19 protein-coding genes and 2 tRNA genes are annotated in these 21,027 nt (G+C 69.4%); 10 read left to right on the forward strand and 11 right to left on the reverse strand.

Annotation, left to right across the window (positions count from 1 at the left end):
• Positions 1 to 88: 88 nt before the first annotated feature.
• The gene (locus AB0I53_RS34675; RefSeq protein WP_358612663.1) at positions 89 to 751 is read left to right on the forward strand and encodes an endonuclease V; all 663 of its coding nucleotides are present in this window, start codon (positions 89 to 91) and stop codon (positions 749 to 751) included.
• A 37-nt stretch (positions 752 to 788) separates the two neighbouring features.
• Here AB0I53_RS34675 and AB0I53_RS34680 read toward each other — a convergent pair whose 3' ends face one another.
• From AB0I53_RS34680 to AB0I53_RS34700, 5 genes are all read right to left on the reverse strand, one after another.
• Positions 789 to 1,352, reverse strand: a complete 564-nt coding sequence (locus tag AB0I53_RS34680; RefSeq protein ID WP_358612667.1) for a suppressor of fused domain protein — start codon at positions 1,350 to 1,352, stop codon at positions 789 to 791.
• A gap of 62 nt (positions 1,353 to 1,414) precedes the next feature.
• Entirely contained in the window at positions 1,415 to 5,428 is a 4,014-nt protein-coding gene (locus AB0I53_RS34685) for a GH-E family nuclease (RefSeq protein WP_358612669.1), read from the reverse strand.
• Complete coding sequence (locus tag AB0I53_RS34690; RefSeq protein ID WP_358612671.1) at positions 5,428 to 5,733, reverse strand: ESX-1 secretion-associated protein; 306 nt, start codon at positions 5,731 to 5,733, stop codon at positions 5,428 to 5,430. Before AB0I53_RS34690 ends, AB0I53_RS34685 begins: the two co-directional genes overlap by 1 nt.
• 24 nt (positions 5,734 to 5,757) lie before the next feature.
• Positions 5,758 to 6,339, reverse strand: coding sequence for a YbaB/EbfC family nucleoid-associated protein (locus AB0I53_RS34695; RefSeq protein ID WP_358612673.1), 582 nt, complete (start codon positions 6,337 to 6,339; stop codon positions 5,758 to 5,760).
• Between the two features lie 219 nt (positions 6,340 to 6,558).
• Entirely contained in the window at positions 6,559 to 7,242 is a 684-nt protein-coding gene (locus tag AB0I53_RS34700) for a 2-phosphosulfolactate phosphatase (protein WP_358612675.1), read from the reverse strand.
• Between the two features lie 57 nt (positions 7,243 to 7,299).
• Here AB0I53_RS34700 and AB0I53_RS34705 point away from each other — a divergent pair, with 57 nt between their 5' ends.
• From AB0I53_RS34705 to AB0I53_RS34715, 3 genes are read left to right on the forward strand one after another with little or no spacing between them, the layout of a single operon-like run.
• Positions 7,300 to 7,770 (forward strand): ribose-5-phosphate isomerase, encoded by a 471-nt coding sequence (locus AB0I53_RS34705; RefSeq protein ID WP_358612677.1) that lies wholly within the window; start codon positions 7,300 to 7,302, stop codon positions 7,768 to 7,770.
• Between the two features lie 4 nt (positions 7,771 to 7,774).
• Positions 7,775 to 8,095, forward strand: coding sequence for a hypothetical protein (locus AB0I53_RS34710; protein ID WP_358612679.1), 321 nt, complete (start codon positions 7,775 to 7,777; stop codon positions 8,093 to 8,095).
• Positions 8,096 to 8,113: 18 nt separating this feature from the next.
• Positions 8,114 to 8,923, forward strand: coding sequence for a DNA-formamidopyrimidine glycosylase family protein (locus AB0I53_RS34715; protein WP_358612681.1), 810 nt, complete (start codon positions 8,114 to 8,116; stop codon positions 8,921 to 8,923).
• 143 nt (positions 8,924 to 9,066) lie between these two features.
• On the opposite strand, the gene AB0I53_RS34720 is transcribed toward AB0I53_RS34715, so the two are convergent.
• The 5 genes from AB0I53_RS34720 to AB0I53_RS34740 form a co-directional block, all read right to left on the reverse strand.
• On the reverse strand, positions 9,067 to 9,813 hold the full coding sequence (locus AB0I53_RS34720; protein WP_358612683.1) for a hypothetical protein: 747 nt from the start codon (positions 9,811 to 9,813) through the stop codon (positions 9,067 to 9,069).
• Between the two features lie 69 nt (positions 9,814 to 9,882).
• Entirely contained in the window at positions 9,883 to 11,097 is a 1,215-nt protein-coding gene (locus tag AB0I53_RS34725; protein WP_358612685.1) for a GNAT family N-acetyltransferase, read from the reverse strand.
• Between the two features lie 48 nt (positions 11,098 to 11,145).
• On the reverse strand, positions 11,146 to 11,772 hold the full coding sequence (locus tag AB0I53_RS34730; protein ID WP_358612748.1) for a 2'-5' RNA ligase family protein: 627 nt from the start codon (positions 11,770 to 11,772) through the stop codon (positions 11,146 to 11,148).
• 55 nt (positions 11,773 to 11,827) lie between these two features.
• Entirely contained in the window at positions 11,828 to 13,273 is a 1,446-nt protein-coding gene (locus AB0I53_RS34735; RefSeq protein WP_358612687.1) for a DHA2 family efflux MFS transporter permease subunit, read from the reverse strand.
• Between the two features lie 522 nt (positions 13,274 to 13,795).
• A tRNA-Gly gene (locus AB0I53_RS34740) sits at positions 13,796 to 13,866 on the reverse strand.
• Between the two features lie 113 nt (positions 13,867 to 13,979).
• Between AB0I53_RS34740 and AB0I53_RS34745 the strand changes: the two genes are divergently transcribed.
• Positions 13,980 to 14,053: transfer RNA gene (locus AB0I53_RS34745), tRNA-Pro, on the forward strand.
• 287 nt (positions 14,054 to 14,340) lie between these two features.
• Here the strand turns inward: AB0I53_RS34745 and AB0I53_RS34750 are convergent.
• Positions 14,341 to 15,297, reverse strand: coding sequence for a sucrase ferredoxin (locus AB0I53_RS34750; RefSeq protein WP_358612689.1), 957 nt, complete (start codon positions 15,295 to 15,297; stop codon positions 14,341 to 14,343).
• 191 nt (positions 15,298 to 15,488) lie between these two features.
• On the opposite strand from AB0I53_RS34750, the gene tig reads away from it, so the two are divergent.
• From tig to AB0I53_RS34775, 5 genes are all read left to right on the forward strand, one after another.
• A complete protein-coding gene (gene tig, locus AB0I53_RS34755; RefSeq protein WP_358612691.1) occupies positions 15,489 to 16,853 on the forward strand; it encodes a trigger factor in 1,365 nt (454 codons plus the stop codon).
• 453 nt (positions 16,854 to 17,306) lie between these two features.
• Positions 17,307 to 17,933: an ATP-dependent Clp protease proteolytic subunit gene (locus tag AB0I53_RS34760; protein WP_358612693.1), complete on the forward strand. Its 627-nt coding sequence runs from the start codon at positions 17,307 to 17,309 to the stop codon at positions 17,931 to 17,933.
• 38 nt (positions 17,934 to 17,971) lie between these two features.
• A complete protein-coding gene (locus AB0I53_RS34765; protein ID WP_358612695.1) occupies positions 17,972 to 18,604 on the forward strand; it encodes an ATP-dependent Clp protease proteolytic subunit in 633 nt (210 codons plus the stop codon).
• 339 nt (positions 18,605 to 18,943) lie between these two features.
• On the forward strand, positions 18,944 to 20,224 hold the full coding sequence (gene clpX / locus AB0I53_RS34770) for an ATP-dependent Clp protease ATP-binding subunit ClpX (RefSeq protein ID WP_358612697.1): 1,281 nt from the start codon (positions 18,944 to 18,946) through the stop codon (positions 20,222 to 20,224).
• A gap of 161 nt (positions 20,225 to 20,385) precedes the next feature.
• Positions 20,386 to 21,024, forward strand: coding sequence for an alpha/beta fold hydrolase (locus AB0I53_RS34775; RefSeq protein ID WP_358612699.1), 639 nt, complete (start codon positions 20,386 to 20,388; stop codon positions 21,022 to 21,024).
• Positions 21,025 to 21,027 lie beyond the last annotated feature (3 nt).

The raw sequence follows: 21,027 nt of genomic DNA on the forward strand, positions 1-21,027 counted from the left end.
CGCGGGGGGGGGCCGTTTCTCTTGCGCCCCCCCCCCCCCACCCAACCCCCCCCCGGCCCCGTTCCCGGCCTGGCATACGATCGGCGGCGTGATCCGCGCACGCGAACCGCACCCGTGGCCTTCGACGGAGGCCGAAGCCGTTGCGATCCAGGAACAACTGCGCCCGCTCGTGCGCTTCGACGGCGAGCCCGCGGAAGTGCGCACGGCGGCGGGCCTGGACGTCGCCTACCGCGACGACTCGGATCAGCTGGTCGCGGCGGTAACGGTCCTCGACGTGGCGACCCTGTCCGTTGTGGACAGTGTTGTCGTGCGTGGCGAGACCGATTTTCCTTACATGCCGGGACTGTTCGCGTTTCGCGAAGCGCCGTCGTTGCTCCGGGCGTTGTCCGAGCTGTCGGTGGTGCCGGACGTCCTGGTCTGCGACGGGCAGGGCTTGGCCCACCCGCGCCGCTTCGGCCTGGCATGCCACCTGGGCGTGCTGACTGACCTCCCGAGCATCGGCGTGGGCAAGACGGCGATGGGCCGCTACGAGCCGCCGGGCGAGGCGCGCGGAGCTTGGTCGCCGCTGCGGATGAACGACGAAGTCGTCGGCCGGGCGCTGCGGACGCAGCGGGGCGTCAAGCCGGTGTTCGTCTCCGTCGGCCACCGCTACACCCTCGACGGAGCCTGCGACCTGGTGCTCCGCCTGGCGCCGAAGTACCGCCTGCCGGAAACCACCCGAACGGCCGACCACCTGGGCAGGACGGCGTAGCCCGGACGGTCGGCCTGGTCGATCTCGTCGGCCGTGGCTAGACGGCGGATTCGCGGCGTACGTCCAGGATGTTCGTCCCGTTCAGGTGGAAGACCTCGAAGAGCATGTCGGCGCCCTCCCGGCCCACGAAGTTGATCTCGGGCTTGGTGATCGGAACCAAGGTGAGGATCTGCAGCTGGGGCTTGGTCTGGTCCGGGTAGAGGTTGAACGCCTCGTCGAACATCGGGCTGGTGTGCGCGATGAGCCCGACGATCTCGGTGCCCTCGATGATCGGCTGGTCGTTGTCGAAAACCGATCCGTACTCCATGCCCCGCTCGTTCTTGATGATCAACGAGGCGATCGAGTCGGTGAGGTAGTGCGCGATGTGCTGCTGGTCGGAACGCAGCGAGCAGACCAGCTCCTCGGGGAGCATCGAGGTGATCTTCTGGAACCGCAGGCCGTTGGTGACCACGGTGGTGACCGGCGGCTCCTCGTTCTGGTAGAAGGTCAGGTCGTAGCCGCGGTTGCCGCGGTCTGACTGCGCCGACTCGATCCGTTGAACCGGCCCGAGTCGCTGCTCGAGGTGGTCGAGCAGCTCGGGGGGCTGCTGGGCGTTCGTCACAGGTACTCCGATCGTTCTTCCTGGAAGTATGCGGCTGTCCCGGCGAGCGTTCCAGGACCGTATCAGCGGCGGGGGTCTCCGAGCTTCGGTCCTCCCTTGACGATCGTTTGCGGATCGACGGGGGTGGTGGAGATCGGTTGCAGCTGCTGGCCCTGGAAGTGCTTCTCGAACAGTTGCGGGTACTTGCCGAAGCCCGGCGCCGTCGATTCGTGGCTGTGCTTCTGGTTCTCCGACTTGAGTTCCAGGCGGTAGTGGTCGGGGTGGTCGTACATCGCCTTGTACTGGTCGCGCGTCACCTCGTGGTGGATCGCGAACTCCCGCTGGCGCCAGTACTCGTAGTCCGGCATGTGGCCCATGTCCGCCACGCTCCGGTGCTTGCCGTCCACCTCTTCCTGCTTCGGGACGGTGAACTTGTCGTGCGGCGGTGCCGGGGGCTCCTCCCCGCGCGTGTACCAGTCCGGCGGTTCCGTTTCCCTGAGCTGCTGGTTCGGCGGTGTGCCGACGCGTTCGTAGAACTGCGGCTTCCCGGCGTCGTCCACGCCCACCGGGATGGGCTTGCCGGAGGCCGCGCACTTGTACGAACCATCGGGGTTCATCTCGGTGTTCTGGTAGACGCTGTGCTTGGTGGCCTCCGAGATGGCCGGACGGTCACCCTCGTAGGTCCAGCGCATGTACGTGTGGTCGTCCCTGAGGTGATCTGGAGTGTCGGGCGTCGGTTCGAGCGTGCCTTCGCGCTGGACCCACCCGTTGCTGTTCTCGTCCCACCGCAGCGGTGGGCCGCTCTGGCCATCGCGCAGACGCGCTTCGTGCCCACCGCCGTAAAGGTAGTACTTGTTGTCGTGCGGCGACTTGCTCAGCGCCTCCTTGCGGTTTTTGATCTCCTCTTCGCTGAGCTTCTCCTGGTTCCCGCGCGCTTCGGCGTCGTCGGGGCGGTCGCCGATGTCTTCGCCGTCGCGGGACGGGTGGAAGGCGTCGTCGCTGGCCGGGGAGTTCGTGCCGTCCGGGTGGTGGGTGTCCCAGCCGCCGTCCGGCGGCCAGGTGGGCCCGCCGTCCGAGGCTCGGCTGCCGGCGAAGACGTTGCCGTTGGTGTCCGTCCAGGCCATGCCGCGCGGGGCCGTGACGTCCACGCCGAGCTTCTTCGCCAGGTCACCGGCGAAGTCGCCGGAGTTGCAGCTGACCAGGCGGATCGGGCTCTGGCCGTCCCAGCCGGAGCGGCGCAGCACGTCGGCGAATTCGTCCGGCGAGTAGCTGCGCCCGCCGATGTCGATCCGGCCGTCCGGACCCATGTGCGCGTCGACGGTGAAGTGCTTGCCGTCGTCCGGAACCCGGTGCGCCAGGTCCTGCATGTTCGGGTCGGTGTGGCCGGAAGTCCCCGCATCGGTGCGGTTGTTGTCGAGGGTGTCGGCGCCGTCGTTGATCTTCTGGTCGTACTCGGGCGTGCCCGGCTCCGGCTTGTCGGCGTCCGGCTCGTGCGGCTTGTCCGCGTCGTCCTTCGGCTTGTCCGGCCCGTCCGGTTCGGACTGGGAGTCGGTGCCGTCCTTCGGCTTGTCCGTCGTGTCGGGCTCGCGTTGGGAGTCCGCACCGTCCTTCGGCTTGTCCGTGTCCGGGCCCTTCGAGTCCGGCTGGTTGGACGTGTCCGGCGACTTGGTGCCGTCCGGGGACTTCGTCGGGTCCGGGCTCTTGGACGAGTCCGGTGTCTTTGTGGTGTCCGGTGCCTTCGTGGTGTCCGGCTTCGAGCCGGGCCCGCCTGCGTCGGGGCGCTGGTTCGGCGCGTCCGGGCGGGATCCGGGCGCGTCGGTGCGCGGCGCGCCGGGGCCTCCCGGCCCGCGGCTGTCGGGGCCTGTCGGTCGGGGAGAGCCGGTCGGTCCGCCGTTCGGGCGGGGCGGTGCGTCCGGTCCCGCCGATCCGCGGGGCGCCGCGGTGGGACGTTCCGGCGGGCGGGTACCGCTGCCCTCGGGGCCGCGCGGGCGCGGCGGAGCGTCCGGAGTGGACGGTGGGCGTCCGGCCGCGCCGGGGCTGCCCGGCGTGCCGGTCCAGCCGCCTCCGGAACCCGGACGGCTTCCGCCGCCGCTCGGGCTGGCGCCACCGCCGCCGGCGCCACCGCCGTGCATGCCACCGCCCATCGCGCCGCCCGCCGGGGCTCCGGCGTTCGGCTGATCGGTGCGGGGAGCGTTGGGCGATGGTGCGGTTTGCGGAGCTGCTGGAGCGTCCACACTGGACGAGCTCGTGCCGGATGGGTTGCTCGGCCGGTCGAAGGACGACGGCGAGTGGCTGCCGCCGCCACCGGAGCCACCGCTGTGCGTCCCGCCGCCACCGGGCATGCCGCCGCCGGACGATCCGCCGCCGTGCGGGCTGGAGCCGCCGCTCGGCGAGCCACCCGCGTCGGGGCTGGAGCCTCCGCCGTGCGGGCTGGAGCCGCCGCTGGGACTGCCGGAAAGGTCGCCGGAGAAAGCGGTGTTGCGGCTGTCCGGCGCCTGCCCTCCGCTGGGCGATCCGGAGGACCCGCCCCCGGAGTGGCTGCTGGAACCCGGGCCATCTGGTGAGGAGCTGCTGCTGGAGTGGCTGCTGGGGCCGGAGGTGTCGGGCGAGGAGCTGCTGGAGTGGCTGCTCGAACCTGGGCCGTCCGGCGAGCTGCTGCTGGAGTGGCTGCTCGAACCGCCCGAGTGCGGCGCGGAGCCGTCGGGCGAGGAGGTCGGCCTGCTGCTGTCCGGCGACGAGCTCGACGAGTGCGTACCGCCCGAGTCCGTGCTGCTGGAGCTCGACGAACCGCTGGCCGACGAATCGGAGTGCGAACCGCCGGAATCGCCGCCGCTCGACCGGCCGTCGCCGCCGGAGCCCGAGCCGTCCGAGCTGGATCCCGAACCGCTGGGGTCGGAGTTGGAGGTTCCGCTGGAGCTGGAGGAGCTCGATCCGTCGCTACCGGAGCCCGAGCTGCTGCCGGAACCGGAGTCGCCACCGGAACCGGAGCCCGACCCCGATCCGTCGCCACCGGACCCGGAGCCCGACCCGTTGCCGGAACCGTTGCCGCCGGACCCGGAGCCCGAGCCGTTGCCGGAACCGTTGCTGCCGGAGCCGCCGTCGCTGCCCGATCCGGAGCCGCCGTCGCTGCCCGAACCCGAGCCGCCGTCGCTACCCGAGCCCGAGCCGCCGTCGGAGCCGCCGTCGCCGCTGATGTTCGGGCCGCCGCCCGTTTTGGTGTTGTGCTTGCCGACGACGTTGGTGCCGAAGGCGTCGTCGAACTTCTTCCAGGAGCCCTCGGCGAAGTTGTCGGCGAGCTTGCCGGGAGCGTCGACGACCTTCTTGATGCCCTTGCCGAGCTTCTTGAGGATCTTGCCCAGGACCTCGACCATCTTGGCGATCTTCGGCGCCACGTTCTTGATCGTCTTGACCAGCTTCTGGACGACTTCGCTGATCTTCGACACGGTCTTGGAGATGAACGCGGTCGCCTGGGCGACGATCACCGGGGTGCCGAGCCCGAAGGTGCACAGCGCTTCCAGCGCGTAGGTGATCAGCCGCGAGACACAGTCGGCGACCAGGTCGCGGACGAATTCGCGGACGAACGAGACGACCTCGCCCATCACCGTCACGACGGTGCTCAGGGTGCCGGCGAGCTCGCTGGCGTCGCTCAGCGCGCTGGCCTTCTCCTCGGCGTGCTTGCGGTACGCGTCGCCGGCGGAGCCGGTCCACTGCGCGGTGTCGCCCTGGACGGCGCTGTTGTACTCCTCCGCGGCTTGCTTGACGGCTTCGGAGACCTTCTGCCAGGTCGCGCCGTACGCCTTGACGCCGTCCGGATCGCCGGCGAACCAGTCCAGCGCTTCCTTGAGCGGCTGCACGTGTTCGATCAGGAACGAGACGCCGTAGGAGGCCAGCGTGCCGATGGGGTCCATGACCATGCTGGCCACTTCCATCGCGGCCCCGCCGTAGGCCAGCCCCGCTTCCACCCAGCTGGATTCGTCGTTGAGGCTGGTGACGTCGTGGTAGGACTCCAGGATGCCGACGCCCTTGAAGGCGTCGGGCGTTTCGTTCGGGTCTTTGGGAAGCGTGTCCTCGGTTACGACGAGCGGATTGTCGGCCATCACTGCATCCCGCGGAACATCGAGCTGTTGTCGTCATCGGTGGACTGGTAGTCCTCGGCGGCGCCGCGCACGTTCTCGGCGGTGTCCTGCATCGCCTCCACGGCCTTCTGCAGCGTCTCGACGCCGTACTGCTCGACGGGCTGCAGCATCAGCGCGAACGGCTGGCACAGGATCCCGTAGGCGTCGTTGTTCATCGTCACCTGCTGCGACGCGTCCACGGCGGTGGTCAGCTGATCGACAACACCATCCACTTTGGACGCATGCGTTCGCAGGTTCTCGATGACGACGTTCATCTCGTCGGCCATCGTCTGCTCCCCTCAGTGCGGAACTCAGCGCAGGAACGAGCCCCCGCTGAAGTCGTCGTCATCGAAGTCGTCCGGGCGGCGGCGCGATGGCCGCTGTTGCGGAGGCGGGGGAGAGGGCGGCGCGGCGGGGCGTTGCGGGGGTTGTTGCCGCTGCGGCGGTTCCTCGTAGTCGTCTTCCACCCCGAACTGCATCTCCGGCAGGCTGGCGTCGCGCTGCTGCGGCCCGTTCTCATCCGCGGGCGGTTCCGGGAAGTTCTTGCGCGCCTCGCCGAGCACGTGCTGGGCGGCGGAGTCCTCCAGTCCGACCGTGTCGGCGACCGCTCGCTGCATCAGGTCGGGGATCTTCGCCTGCGCGGTCTGCACGGAGCGCATGATCTCGGCGGCCAGCTTCGCCATCGGGCGGTTGCTGGCGTTCTCGGAGAGCTGCAGGTTCTGCAGGATGCCGTTCGAGCCGATGGTCACCTGGATCGCTCCGTCGCGGGACGATTCGGTCACCGAGATCTGCTCGATCTCCTGCTGCATCCGGCCGAACTTCTCGGCCTTCTCCGCGGCGCGTTCCTGCCACTGCTGGACCATGCGCTCGGCAGCACCGATGTCTTCAACCACGCGTCCTCCCCGGCAGAACCCCCCTGTTCCGCAAAGAATGACGTGTTGGGAAACTGTTCGGATCCACCAGGCGACACAAATCGGCCGAACAGATCAGTTCATTAATCCGAATGATCTAATTCGCGCGCGGGAAATGCAGCTCAGCGGAGTCGCGGCGGCGCATCCAGTGTGGACGGCCGGTGTTCCGGAGGTGCCGAACTTCGAGAACGGCAACCGCCCTCACCGAGCCGCCAGGATCCCGTCCCGCAGCACGGGCGCCCGCCGGCTGCTGTTGACCTCGGCGGCCAGCGTGACGTCGTGCGCGAATCCCAGCTCCGCGAGCTCGCGGCCGGATTCGCAGTCGGCGAGCATCGCGCCGATCTCACCCGACACGGCTTGGAACGCGGCAGCGGCCAGCTCGGCATCGGGAGAGCGGCGCCCGGGCAGCGCGGAGATGATCGCGCCCGCCCCGAGGAGATCTTCGATGGCGGGCCGCAGTTCGTCGTCCCGGCGCTCCCCGGCGGCGATGATTCCGATCGGGCCACCTACCTGCGCAGCCGCGCTGGCCACGGCCTCCGCGTTGCGCAGGCAGCCCGCGAACACCGTGGCCCCGGTGGTGGCCGCCTCGGCGCACAGCGTCGCGCCATTCGGCGACGGCAGCCCGAACAGCACGTCCGGTGTCAGGGTGCGCAGCGACGACGGGCTCAGCGACCACCTGTCGAGACTGCGGGGCTGCGCCAGCACGACATCCTCGGGCACCGAGTCGTCCTGCCAGCGCAGCGGCATGACCCGGGCGCCGGTGTTCGTCGCGACGTCGACCGCCGTTGAGAAGGACAGCACGTCGACCACCACGAGCACCGGGTGGTCCGCCATGGCGTGCAGGCCGGGCATGGCCCAGTCGGTGTGCACATCGATGCTGGTCACGGCGGGTAGCGTAACCGGGGTGTGCGGGGGTGGTGAGCCGTTTGGCAGACTGCCCGCGTGCGCGTCTACATCGGCTCCGACCATGCCGGCTACGAACTCAAGAACCACCTCGTCAAGTGGCTGACCGACAAGGGTCACGACGTGACCGACATCGGCCCGGCGGAATACGACGCCCAGGACGACTACCCGCCGTTCTGCGTCGAAACCGCCCGCCGCGTCGTCGCCGACGAGGGCAGCCTCGGGCTGGTCCTCGGCGGATCCGGCAACGGCGAGCAGATCGCCGCGAACAAGGTCCCCGGCGCCCGCGCCGCGCTGGCCTGGAGCGTCGAGACCGCGAAGCTCGCCCGGCAGCACAACAACGCGCTGCTGGCCGGCGTCGGTGCGCGGATGCACACCGTCGACGAAGCCGAGCGGATCGTCGAGGCCTTCCTGACCACCGAATTCGAGGGTGGCCGGCACCAGCGCCGGATCGACCTGCTCACCGACTACGAGAAGAACGGCGAGCCCCCGGCCCTGCCGGGCAACTGATCTCATGGCACCGGCGCGTCCGACCGCGGCGCTGCTGACACCTCTGGTGGCGGCGGCGGGTACCGCGGTCGGCGTGCTGGTGCTTTTCTTCGGGCAGCGCACTCTCTCGCCCGTCCTCGTCGATGCGGCTTGCGCGGAACCAGACTGCGTGCTCGGGGTGGGCTTGTGGCTGATCGTGGGCGGCATCCTCGCGATTTGCGTTTCGCTGTTGGCCGGGGCGGTGTTCCGGCACCCCGACCGGCCGGTTCCGCGCGGCCTGTTCGTCGCGTTGTGGTGCGTGGCGGCGTACCTCGTGGAATCGGTCGTGCTGTGGATCCTCGCTTGACGCGGACGGACTGTTGACATGCCTGAAGGCCACACGCTGCACCGGCTCGCCGGGCTGCACGGCGACCTGTTCGCCGGCACGGAGGTCCAGGTGCGCAGCCCGCAGGGGCGGTTCGCCACCAGCGCCTCGCTGCTGACCGGTTCGGTGTTCGAGCGGGCCGAGGCGCACGGCAAGCACCTGTTCCACTTCTACGGCTCGGAGCAAGTCGTCCACGTGCACCTCGGGTTGTACGGCACGTTCACCGAGTTCGAGCTCCCGCTGACCGAGCCCCGCGGCCAGGTTCGGATGCGCATCATCGGCCGCACGCATTGGACGGACCTGCGCGGGCCCACCGCGTGCGAGCTGCTGACCGGCGAGGAGGTCGCCGCGCTGCGCGGGCGGCTGGGGCCGGACCCGCTGCGCCGGGACGCCGATCCCGAGCAGGCCTGGCAGCGGATCTCGCGTTCCCGCACCAGCATCGCCGCACTGCTGATGGATCAGAAGGTGCTGGCCGGCGTCGGCAACGTCTACCGGGCGGAAGTGCTGTTCCGGCACGGGATTCCGCCCTACACGCCGGGCCGCTCGCTCGGGCGCGAGCAGTGGGAGGCGATCTGGGCCGACCTCGTCGAGCTGATGGCCGACGGGGTGCGGGTGGGGCGCATCGACACGGTGCGCCCGGAGCACCTGCCCGAGGCCACCGGCCGAGCGCCGAGGCAGGACCGGCACGGCGGCGAGGTCTACGTCTACCGGCGCGCGGGGATGCCTTGCCTGATCTGCGGCACGCCGGTGGCAATGGCCGACCTGTCGGCCCGCAAGCTCTACTGGTGTCCTGCCTGCCAAGCGGACTAGACACCGCTCCCTGCGCCGGCGTTTCTGCAGGCCCGGACCCGTGCGTGTTTTGTGTCGCTATAGCAGCACAAACCGTGCACGGCCCGTGACCAGCGGAAACCGGTGCGCCTGCCGCAACACTGCGAGTGCCGGCCGGCGCACGGCTAGATGTCGAAGCCGCCCATGTCGAAGTCGCCCGCGTCGAAGCCGCCGGCGTCGCCCTGGTCTCCGCCGTCGAAGCCCTGGTCACCGTCGGCTCCCGCGCCGTCCTGGAAGCCCTCCGCGTTGGCGGCCTCCGCCGGGACCCCGGCCATGCCGCCGAACAGGGCGCTCATCAGCACGAACGAGCCCACACCCCAGGCGCCCGCGACCAGCGCCGGCTTCCACCACGGCTCGCTGTACCAGCCCTGCGGCACCGGCCGCCCGGCGACGGTGCCGCCCGGGTAGTAGTGCGGCGTCTGCTCGGTCGGGTTCGGCGACGCCACCTGTTGCCGCCCCTCCACCTCGACCTCGCGGTACTCGGTGACCTTGCCCGCGCCGTGCTGGCCGGACAGGTCGGGCAGTTCCGGGCCCGGGTCCATGTCCATCGCGATCCGCGCCGCCCGCACGTAGTACAGGCCTTCCATCGCGGACTCCGTGGTCAGGCGCGCCTGCGTGGCCGTGCTCGCCTGGTCGAGCTGGGAGATCGCCGCACCGTGCCGCTCCGCCGCGTCGGCGAGCGCCTGCTTGGCCGCCTCGTTGGTGCCGATCAGGTTGAGCACCTGACCGCCCAGCCGCTCCACCCAGCGCCGTGCTTCGGCCTTGGCGTCCTCGAGCTGCTTCCGCTGGTGCGCCACGGCCTTCTGCCGGGACCACCAGACCGCGGCGACGATCACCACGAGGGCGATCACGATGATGATGGTTGCGGTCACCCGTGCCTCCTGATCCGGCGGAACGCGCTGATTTCGACAGTACGCCGCCGGAGCAGGAATGCGGTCGGGTCAGAAGCTCTCCTGGCAGTGCGGGGCGTCGTCGGTGGCGAACGCGCGGGAGGCTTCGAGCAGCGCGCCCGGGGCGAGCTCGGCGACCCGTCCGGCGCGGGCCAAACCGGCCAGCGTGTTGCCGCCCAGGTACGCCGCGGCCAGGTCGGCGACGTCCAATTCGAGCTGGCCGGGATCGTCGGTGCGGGCGACCTGCCCGACGCCGTCGGAGCCGGCCGTCAACCGCCACCGGCCCGCGTTCCACGGGCAGAACCGGTCGGCGACGTCGAGCACGACGTCCACCGGGGCCGAATACCGGCGCGCCGTCAGCGCCCGGTCGAGCTCGACCAGCCGGACCCACAGCCCGTCGAGGACCTGCCGGCTCGCCGCGCGCGGGTCGGCGAGCATGCTCACCACCGGCTCGTCGAGCGCGGCCTTCAACCAGTGCACCTCGCCGACCAGGTCGATGTCGAGCAGGTACCGCCAGAGCGCGGCGTAGGCCTGCGGGGTCGCCGCGACGAGCTCCAGCACCCGCAGCTGGTAGGCGGGGCCGCGGGTGGTCCAGTCGCGCTTGGGGCGGTAGATGACGTAGCCGTCGGGGTGCAGCGCGAACCTGACCTTGCCCAGGTCACCGCGCTCGGCGCGATCGTCGATCATCCGGACTTCCCAGGAACCGTCGCTGCGGGAAAGCCAGCCGGTCCGGTTCGCGGCCACCTCCGGGTAGCGCCGGTGCGCGAACTCCAGCGCGGTTTCCCGGTCGACCTCCCGGACTCGCCGCTCATCGACGTCTACAGTGGACAGAAATGTGGCGCCGCGAGGCAGGCTCAGGCGAGTTTCGTAGCTGGCCAGGCCGTAGCCGAACCGGCCGTAGATGGAGCCTTCCGAGGCGTACAGCGCGGCGAGCCCGGTGCCGGTGCCGTGCAGCTCGTCGAGCTGGGCGCGCATCAGCGAGGTCAGCACGCCGCGCCGCCGGTGACCCGGCTTGACTCCGACCGCGGTGACGGCCGCGACCGGGTGCTGCACCCGGCCGGGCACGGTGATGTCCAGCGCGAACCGCCCGGCGACGCCGATCAGCTCGTCGCCGTCGAAGGTTCCGTGCGCCAGCGACGGGTCGAAGACCTCGCGGTAGCGCTCCATCGCGGGATCCCGGGTGTCGTCGAGGAAGGCCGCGGTGAACACCGCGAAGAAGCTTTCGTAGTCGTCGGCCGCAAGATTTCTCGTGGTGAGGTCCGCCATATGGCGTTCCTACCGTCGAAGAGCCGGTCGTGCGACCCGTTTTTTCGGTCAGGCGCCGAGCGGAACCTCGGCGATGGTCTCCCACTCGGAGCACGAGTGGTCGCGGTTGAGCTTGACCAGCGACAGCGCCGGCACCTTGGCCGTGATCGGTTCCACCGCGGTCGCGCTGAGCGTGGCGATGGCGAAGATCGCCGGGCCGTCGGTGGTGGAGTGGGCGAGGCTGACGTGCTTGTCGACGTCCTCGGGCTCCGCCGGGAGCGCCGATTCGCCGAGGGCCTCGGCGGTCGCTTCCCGCACCGCGGCGCGGAGTTCGAGCACCGTCGATTGCGGCTCGGCGGGCAGCGACAGCGACTCCGGCAGCACCACGGCGTGGTGGAACGCCAGGGTCAGGGGCAGCACCGACGCCAGCCGCGGCCGGGCGGCGGTCAGCAGTGCCTCGATGCGGTCTTCGTCGATCTTGTCGGTGAAACCGACCTCCTGCACCAGGATGTGCATCCATTCCAGCGGGACGAGGTCGAAGCCTGGCAGGTCGCGCAGGGCGTACTGGTAGTCGTTCACCAGCTTGCGCAGGCCGGGTTGGTCGGCCAGCGGCAGCAGCCATGCGTAGCCGGTGCGCCCGGCGTGCCAGCCCGGGCGCCAGCGGGCGTGATTGCGGACCTGATCGGCGTGTGGCATGTCGGTCACCCCTCACATACTGCCCGGGCCGGTCCGGGCGTGGGGCGAGCTTGAGCTATCTCACGGTTTCCGAGGGCTCGCGTTCACCCTGCCGTGCCTTCGGGGCCGGGGCGTCCAGGCTGGCCGCCGCGTCGGAGTCGCGCACGCGCAGGCCCAGCAGCAGGCCCAGCCCGGCGAAGATCACCGAGACCAGGAACGCGCCGTGGTAGGCGCCCAGGTGCACCGCGGCGACCTGGGCGGCCGCGGCGGGATCCACTGTGGACATGCCGCGTTCGGTCAGCACCACCAGCACCGTCGCCACGATCGCGGTGCCCAGCGCGGTGGCGACCTGCCTGCTGACGTTGAACATCGAGCTGGCCTGGCCCATGGCCGGGCCGGAGATCCGGGCGAAGGTCGCGGTCTGCACCGGGGTCATCAGCAGCCCCATCGCCACGCCCTGCACCGCGAGCAACGCGACGAGGAACCACAGCGAGGTGTCGACGCCCTGCAGCTGCAGCCCGAGCCCGATCACGACCTGCACGGCGAACCCGGCCAGGATCAGCCGCTTCGGCCCGACCCGGCCGTAGATCCGGCTGATCACCTGGGTGGTCAGCAGCATGACGATGGCCTGCGGCATCAGCACGAGCCCGGCGTGCATGGGCGACACCCCGCGCAGGTTCTGCAGGTACAGCGGGATGAGGAAGAGCACCCCGAACATCGCGCCGGTCTGGCACAGCAGCAGCAGGTTGCCGGTGCGGAACAACCGGTCGGTGAGCAGTCGCAGGTCGAGCATCGGGGCGCGAACGGTCAGCTCCCGCCAGATCAACCCGCCGATGAGCAGCACCGCGGCGGCGAGGCTCAACCAGACCTGGGGCTCGCCCCAGCCGAGCTGCGCGCCCTGGTCGAGGCCGTAGAGCAGGGTGGCGAGCCCGGCCCCGGCGAGCACGAACCCGGGCAGGTCGAACCGGCCGGGATCGCGGCGCGCCTCCTCCTTCAGGAAGAGAACGGTGAACAGCAGTGCCAGCGCCCCGACGGGAACGTTGATGAAGAAGATCCAGCGCCAGCTCGCGTATTCGACGAGGAGGCCACCGAGCACGGGCCCGAGCATTGGGGCGACGGTGATGGGAATGGAGAGCACGGCGCCGGCCTTGGCGCGCTCGTTGGGCGGGAAGGCGCGGAACAACATCGCCTGACCGACGGGCACCAGCATGCCGCCGCCGACGCCCTGCAGCACCCGGGCGGCGATCAGCTGCCACATCTCGGTGGAAACCCCGCACAGCACGGAAGCGAGGGTGAAGATCACCACGGCGGCCTGGAAGGTCCGCCTGCTGCCGAACCGATCGGCGATCCAACCGGAGGAGGGGATGAAGACGGCGAGGCTGATCATGTAACCGGTGAGAACCCACTGCAGGGCAGCGGCATCGACCCGGAACTCCCGTCCCAACGTGGCCAAAGCGACGTTCAGGATGGTGACGTCGAGGATCTGCATGATCAGCGCCAGCACAAAGGTGATGCCAACCAACCACTTGTACTCAAGCCGCCGCACAAAACCCCCAAGAGATCAAGAAACGCCCACGAGGGCGCAACCCGCCCTCAAGCCAACTACAAGCGTCGCGCAACCCCCTGACAAAACCCAAAGCCTTTTTATTCCCAACAACCCCAATCCCCACCAAACCCAAGCCAAACCAACACAAACAATCCCAACCCCGCAGACCACCTCAGCAAGCCCAGCCACGAACCGGCACCCAAGCGCAGCCGCGAAGCGGCACGCACCCGGTTCAGCCGCGAAGCGGCACGACTTCAACTTCAGCCGCGAAGCGGCAAGATTCACTGGCTCGGCTGCGTAGAGGTTCGGCTGCGAAGAGGCTTTGTCTTGGCCGCGAAGCGGCACGGCTGGTCAAAACCCAGGCCGGGAACGCCCCGAAAGCAAGGAGCAAAGAGAAGATGACCCCGCACCGTGGGGGGTGTGGGGGGCTCGGCCCCCCACAGCGAAGGCGAAGAGTGAAGGTCTGGGCCCAACCCAGACACAAAACACCCAACTCGGAGCGGGCGACGGGAATCGAACCCGCGTAGCCAGTTTGGAAGACTGGGGCTCTACCATTGAGCTACGCCCGCGTGCGGTTTCGCCTGACCCTTGCGGGTTGGGCGACCTTGCGTGTCACAGCTTAGCGGGTCGCGATAGGCTCTCCGCAACGCACCCGGGTTTTCCGGGTGTGCCGCACGTCGGACGGGGTGTGGCGCAGTTTGGTAGCGCACTCGCTTTGGGTGCGAGGGGTCGTGGGTTCAAATCCCGCCACCCCGACGTCGCGGCCGGCCGCTCGCCTGTAGGCGGGTGGCCGGTTTTCTTTTGCCCGTCGGCGGGTTCGGCGTGGTGATGTGCGTCGCAGCGGGTGGCTGCGGTTGGTAACGCTCTGTCGCGGGTGGCCGATTCCTTCGTCGTGCGCGATTGGAGTGTGGTCGGGTTCCGCGTTCAGCCGCCGGCTGTGGCGGTGTGCGTGGTGCTGGGCGCCGTCGTGGCTTTCTTGGTCGTCGTGTCGTTGTGCGTCCCGGGGCCGCCGGTTTCGCCTGCGTCGGTGCCGCCGGACGGCATCATGACCGCGGTGACGCCCACTCGGCTGGGTTCTGCGGCGGGTGCGTTGGCCCGCCATTGATGGCTTCGGCGGTGCAGGTGGTGGGGCGGACCGCTTTCTTCCCGCAGCTGTTGGGGCGTGGTGGGTCGAGTTCGTGTTCGCGGACCGTGACCTGCCAGCTGCGGCCGTCTTGGTGGGCGATCGTCACCTGGCCGGTTTCTTCGCCGGTGACGCGCAGGGCGTCGGCGAGGTATTCGCCGATGTGTTCCCGGATGGCGAGTTCGGCGGCTTGTCCGGCGCGGGTCCACGACGACCGGCCGCGGCAGTGGTCGAGCACGACCTTCCCGGCCGCGGCGGAGGACAGCACCGCTTCGGCGGCGTGCGCGGTGAGCCGTCCGTAGGTGTAGCCGCTGGGCAGCACGACCGCGGCGGGCGCGAAGCGGTGTCCGCCGGTGTGCGTGGATTCCCAGATCGAGCCGTCGTGGCGGCCGGCGAGTTTGGTGATCAGTTCGCGGCCGAGCAGCGCGCAGCAGCGGTCGCGGCGGCCGTTGGTGCACACCAGCAGCAGCGGGTCGGCGAGGTGCCGGCCCCAGCCGTCGTGGTGGCCGTCGGCGATCCGGGCGAAGTCGAGTTCGAGCAGGTCGGCCGGGTTGGTCGTGGTCGCGGTCCGCAGCCAGCCGGTGCCGGGCGCGGTGTGCGCGAGGAACACCCGGCGCGGTTGGTCGTCGGCGGTGTCCGCGTGCCGGCCGGGCTGCCGGATGAGCTGGATCCGCACGCCGTGCTCGTCGGCTCGCGCGGACAGCGCCCGCCCCAGCTCGGGGTCCAGGTGGCTTTGGACCAGCGCGTTGTGGCCCCAGGGGCCGCGTTGTTCCAGGCACAACCAGCTGCCTGCCACCGCGGCGGTGCCGGGCAGCGGCTCGGCGAACGTCTCGGACAGGGCGGCGCAGGTGGCCGCGTCGGCTGCGGTGTGGTGCACGTTTCCACTCAAGCACGGATGGCCGCCTGGTGGTTAGGTGAGGCTGGCCAATGCGGGTTGTTGCAACCCCGGGCCGTGTGCCCCGGCGGGAAGCAATAGACTCGGAGGTCAGCCCGGCATCGTTGGACGTGGTGGTATGCCGCGCCCGTTGGCAGCGCCGGGAATCAAGCACGTTCGCACTAGGAGACCACGTGAAGAGCACCGTCGAGCACCTGAGCCCGACGCGCGTCCGGATCAACGTCGAGGTGCCGTTCGACGAGCTCAAGCCGAACTTCGACCGCGCGTACAAGGCACTCGCCCAGCAGGTCCGCATCCCCGGCTTCCGGCCGGGCAAGGTCCCGGCGCGGGTGCTGGAGAGCCGCATCGGTCGGGGCCCCGTGCTCGACGAGGTCGTCAACGAAGCGGTCCCGGCCAAGTACCTGGAGGCGGTCAACAGCAGCGAGGTGCGCACCCTCGGTCGCCCGGACATCGAGGTGACCAAGATCGAGGACGGCGCCGAGATCGCATTCACCGCCGAGGTCGACGTCCGCCCGGAGATCACCGTACCCGCGTTCGGCGAGCTGTCGGTGAGCGTGGACGACGTCGAGGTCGCCGAGGAAGACGTGACCGAGCAGCTCGACTCGCTGCGCGCCCGCTTCGGCACCCTGGCCGGGGTTGAGCGCCCCGCGCAGGAAGGCGACTTCGTCAGCATCGACCTGTCGGCCACCGTCGACGGCGAGGAAGTCGAGGACGCCAAGACCAGCGGGCTGTCCTACGAGATCGGCTCCGGCCAGCTCATCGACGGCATCGACGACGCGTTGATCGGCGCGAGCGAGGGTGACACCAAGACGTTCACCACGAAGCTGGCGGCCGGCGAGCTCACGGGCAAGGACGCCGAGGTTTCGGTCACGCTCAACTCGGTCAAGGAGCGCCAGCTCCCCGACGCCGACGACGAGTTCGCCCAGATGGCCAGCGAGTTCGACACCGTCGAGGAGCTCATCGCCGACCTGCGGGAGCGGCTGGGGCGCGTCAAGAAGATGGAGCAGGGCATGCAGGCCCGGGACAAGGTCCTGGACGCGCTGCTCGAGACCGTCGAGGTGCCGCTGCCGGAGAAGGTCGTCGAGTCCGAGATCGAGGTGCGCGAGCACGACGCCGTGCACCAGTTCGACCACGACGAGGCGCGCTTCGCGGAGTGGCTCGAGCAGCAGGAGAAGACCCGCGAGGAGTTCGACGCGGAGACCCGCACCGGCGCGGAGAAGGCGGTCAAGACCCAGCTGGTGCTGGACACCATCGCCGACGCCGAGGACGTTTCGGTCTCCGACGACGAGCTCACCCAGCGGATCATCTACCAAGCCCAGCGCTTCGGGATGAGCCCGGACCAGTTCGTGCAGCAGGCGCAGCAGTCGGGCCAGCTCGGCTCGCTGTACGCCGACGTGCGCCGCAGCAAGGCGCTGTTCTCGGTCGTGCGCCAGGCCACCGTCACCGACGCGGCCGGCAACGAGCTGGACCTGGATGAGCTGTTCGGCCCGCAGGAGTCCGAGTCGGACGAGGCGGCGGAGACCGCGAAGGCGGAGTGACCAGCCTCTCGCGCAACAACTGGATATAGAGCTCGCCGGATTGGGTGTGATCCGCAGATGTGCGTCAGGCAAGCGGCGTCAGCCGCGTCCTGCCACCTTCGCAGCTTGCACCGCCGCGGGTTCTCGAAGGTCTTTCTCGCGAGGACAGCCGGACATACGTGTGTCGGGGATCCCGCAGCCGAGAAGGCCTCCGAGGTTCCGCTACTCGCGCCGCCAAGCAGGCCAGTCCGAGCAATCTCTACGCATGCTCTAAGCGAACGTGGGCGGTACTGGGAAGCTGGTGCCGCCCACGTTCGTTAGGGTCGGTTGTAGCGGATCACCCGAGAGGGAAGCAGGACATCACCTGGGGCCGCACCCGACGTGCCGGCCGCGCCGGTCCACTGTGGAAGTGGGCGGAGTGGCCGATGTGGCCCCCGGTGGACAACGGCCCATTGTGGGAGAAGGCAGGGAGACGTGACGCAGCACCTGACTGTTCCGACGTCCGACGCGCAGTCGCCGTCCATGCGGACGGGGACGACCGGGCTCTCGCTCAACGACTCGGTTTACGAGCGGCTGCTGCGGGAGCGCATCATCGTCCTCGGCTCCCAGGTCGAGGACTCGATCTCGAACCAGATCTGCTCGCAGCTGCTGCTGCTGGCGGCGGAGGACCCGGACCGGGACATTTCGCTCTACATCAACTCGCCGGGTGGTTCGGTGACGGCCGGCATGGCGATCTACGACACCATGCAGCTGATCAAGCCGGACGTGGCCACCGTGGCGATGGGCATGGCCGCTTCGATGGGGCAGTTCCTGCTGTCCGCGGGCGCCAAGGGCAAGCGCTTCGCGCTGCCGCACGCGCGGATCATGATGCACCAGCCGTCTGCCGGTCTCGGCGGTACGGCGTCCGACATCAAGATCCAGGCGGACATGTTCATCAGGCACAAGAAGGAGATGGCCGAGCTGATCGCCGAGCAGACCGGCCAGACGGTGGAGAAGATCACCGCCGACTCCGACCGGGACCGGTGGTTCAGCGCGGACGAGGCCCGCGACTACGGGTTCGTGGACTACGTGGCGAGCGCCGCGAACCTGCCGAGCAGCTGATCATCCCGCCCGGACCTAGCAACGAGGAGTCACCTGTCGTGAACCCTTATCAGTCTTTGCAGTCCCGGTACGTGCTGCCCTCGTTCGTCGAGCGCACCGCGTACGGGGTCAAGGAGTCGAACCCGTACAACAAGCTGTTCGAGGAACGCATCATCTTCCTCGGCGTCCAGGTCGACGACGCGTCCGCCAACGACGTGATGGCGCAGCTGCTGTTCCTGGAGTCCGATGATCCGGACCGCGAGATCCAGATCTACATCAACTCGCCCGGTGGTTCGTTCACGGCGCTGATGGCCATCTACGACACCATCCAGTACGTCCGGCCGGACGTTCGCACCATCTGCCTCGGGCAGGCGGCCTCGGCCGCGGCAGTGCTGTTGGCCGCCGGCACCAAGGGCAAGCGCCAGGCGCTGCCGAACTCGCGCGTGCTGATCCACCAGCCGTCGGTGGAGGGCATCTACGGCCAGGTTTCCGACCTGGAGATCCAGGCCGCCGAGGTGCAGCGGATGCGGGAGTTGCTGGAGACCACGTTGGCCCGGCACACCAACCGGTCCCAGGACCAGATCCGCGAGGACATCGACCGGGACAAGATCCTCACCGCCGACCAGGCCGCCGAGTACGGCCTGATCGACGAGGTCGTGCCCTACCGCAAGCTCTCGACGCAGAAGCCGTAGGCAGAATGCACGGCTCGTCTTGCGCACCGGTGCGGGCGGCGGAACCTCGGGAGCCTTCCGGGAACCCGCGGCGGCGCCGGTCGAGAAGATGGGCCAAGCGGCTGATTTCAGAGTGTGCGATTGCGCACCTGGTAGAAGTGGGCGGACGGCCGGGCGTGGTGTTTGCGCCACGCCCGGCCGTCATGCACGACACGCCGAACGCGGCGCTGGTCACACCACGCTCGGCGATGGCGGACACTGTGAGTCTCCCCGAACCCGGGGAACGCCAGGTACCGTCGAAGGCACATACGGTCAGGCGCGCTACCGGACGGCGCGCCGGAGGGGACGGGGTCAGCGGTCATGGCACGTATCGGTGACGGCGGCGACCTGCTGAAGTGCTCCTTCTGCGGGAAGAGCCAGAAGCAGGTGAAGAAACTCATCGCCGGCCCCGGCGTGTACATCTGCGATGAGTGCATCGATCTCTGCAACGAGATCATCGAAGAGGAACTGGCCGAGGCGGGCGAGGTCAAGCTCGACGAGCTGCCGAAGCCGGCCGAGATCCACGAGTTCCTCGACCAGTACGTCATCGGGCAGAACCCGGCGAAGCGCAACCTGTCGGTCGCGGTCTACAACCACTACAAGCGCATCCAGGCTGGTGAGCGCCGGGAGAGCCGCGGTGAAGAGGCCGTCGAGCTGGCCAAGTCGAACATCCTGATGCTCGGCCCCACAGGCTGCGGCAAGACCTATCTGGCGCAGACGCTGGCCAAGATGCTCAACGTCCCGTTCGCGATCGCCGACGCAACCGCGCTGACCGAGGCCGGTTACGTGGGCGAGGACGTCGAGAACATCCTGCTCAAGCTGATCCAGGCGGCCGACTACGACGTGAAGCGCGCCGAGACCGGGATCATCTACATCGACGAGGTCGACAAGATCGCCCGCAAGAGCGAGAATCCGTCGATCACCCGAGACGTGTCCGGCGAGGGCGTGCAGCAGGCGCTGTTGAAGATCCTGGAGGGCACCACCGCGAGCGTGCCGCCGCAGGGCGGTCGCAAGCACCCGCACCAGGAGTTCATCCAGATCGACACGACGAACGTGCTGTTCATCGTGGCCGGCGCGTTCGCCGGGCTGGAGAAGATCGTCGAGGACCGGGTCGGCAAGCACAGCGTCGGGTTCGGCGCGGAGCTGCGTTCGAAGGCCAAGATCGACACCACCGACCACTTCGCCGACGTGATGCCCGAGGACCTGATCAAGTTCGGGCTGATCCCGGAGTTCATCGGCCGGCTCCCCACGGTGGCCAGCGTGACGAACCTGGACAAGCCGTCGCTGGTGCAGATCCTCACCGAGCCGCGCAACGCGCTGGTGAAGCAGTACAAGCGGTTGTTCGAGATGGACAACGTGGAGCTGGAGTTCACCAAGACCGCGTTGGAGGCCATCGCCGACCAGGCGATCCTGCGGGGCACGGGCGCGCGCGGGCTGCGCGCGATTCTGGAGGAGGTCCTGCTGCCGGTGATGTACGACATCCCGAGCCGTTCGGACGTCGCCAAGGTCGTGATCACGGAGCAGACGGTTCGCGAGAACGTCAACCCGACGATCGTCGCGCGCCAGGCCACTCGCCGCGAGCGCCGCGAGAAGTCCGCCTGAGCCCTGATCGGCTGGTGTTGAGCAACTCTGCCGGGCGCTGGAGGCCGCCCGCTTCCCGGATCGTTCTACGCTGATCCGCCACCCGTGGTCGCTCGCTGCGGATCCGGCGCGGTTAGATGATCATTGGTTGCGACCAGACGAACGATTCCGGGAACGGTGCCATGAGCGAGATGCATGTCCTGCTGATTCACGGGATGACCGGTTCCGGCCCCTGGCACTGGCAGCAGTGGCTCGCCGGGCAGCTCCGCGAGGAGGGTGTCCGGGTGGATCTGCCGAACCTGCCCGATCCCGACCGGCCGGCGCTCGATCGGTGGCTGCCCGTGCTGCGGGAGCGGCTGGAGGCCGTGCCGCGGGAAGCCGAGCTCGTCGTGGCGGCCCATTCCTGCGGGGTGGCGCTGTGGCTGCACCACGCCGCGACGATCGCCGGGCGGGCCCGGCGCGCGGATCGGGTCCTGCTGGTGGCTCCGCCCGCCCTGGACTGGCAGCACCCGGACGCCCAGGACATCACGCCCTATCCCACGGACGCCGCGGCACTGCGCCGCGCCGCCGGGATCACCCGGCTCGTGGTGGGCACCGGCGACCCGTACCTGTCGATGTACCGGGCGCACGCGCTGGCCGAGGACCTGCAGGTCGAGATGGACGTGATCCTCGACGGCGAGCACCTCAACACCGACGCCGGCTACGGCCCCTGGCCGTCGGTGCTGCGCTGGGCCCTGTACGGCTCGGTGCCGCTCAACGACCGCTTCGACACCGACACCTACACGGCGAGCCCGTCCCAGGACCGCCTCCGGCTGGTGTGACCG

This window comes from Saccharopolyspora sp. NPDC050389 (assembly GCF_040655595.1).
Lineage (GTDB): Bacteria > Actinomycetota > Actinomycetes > Mycobacteriales > Pseudonocardiaceae > Saccharopolyspora.

Coding starts and splice junctions, on each gene's coding strand:
- AB0I53_RS34715 (WP_358612681.1), top strand. CDS start 8,114: ATGCCTGAAGGCCACACGCTGCACCGGCTCGCCGGGCTGCACGGCGAC.
- AB0I53_RS34725 (WP_358612685.1), bottom strand. CDS start 11,097: ATGGCGGACCTCACCACGAGAAATCTTGCGGCCGACGACTACGAAAGC.
- AB0I53_RS34775 (WP_358612699.1), top strand. CDS start 20,386: ATGAGCGAGATGCATGTCCTGCTGATTCACGGGATGACCGGTTCCGGC.
- AB0I53_RS34685 (WP_358612669.1), bottom strand. CDS start 5,428: ATGGCCGACAATCCGCTCGTCGTAACCGAGGACACGCTTCCCAAAGAC.
- AB0I53_RS34710 (WP_358612679.1), top strand. CDS start 7,775: ATGGCACCGGCGCGTCCGACCGCGGCGCTGCTGACACCTCTGGTGGCG.
- AB0I53_RS34690 (WP_358612671.1), bottom strand. CDS start 5,733: ATGGCCGACGAGATGAACGTCGTCATCGAGAACCTGCGAACGCATGCG.
- AB0I53_RS34730 (WP_358612748.1), bottom strand. CDS start 11,772: ATGCCACACGCCGATCAGGTCCGCAATCACGCCCGCTGGCGCCCGGGC.
- clpX (WP_358612697.1), top strand. CDS start 18,944: ATGGCACGTATCGGTGACGGCGGCGACCTGCTGAAGTGCTCCTTCTGC.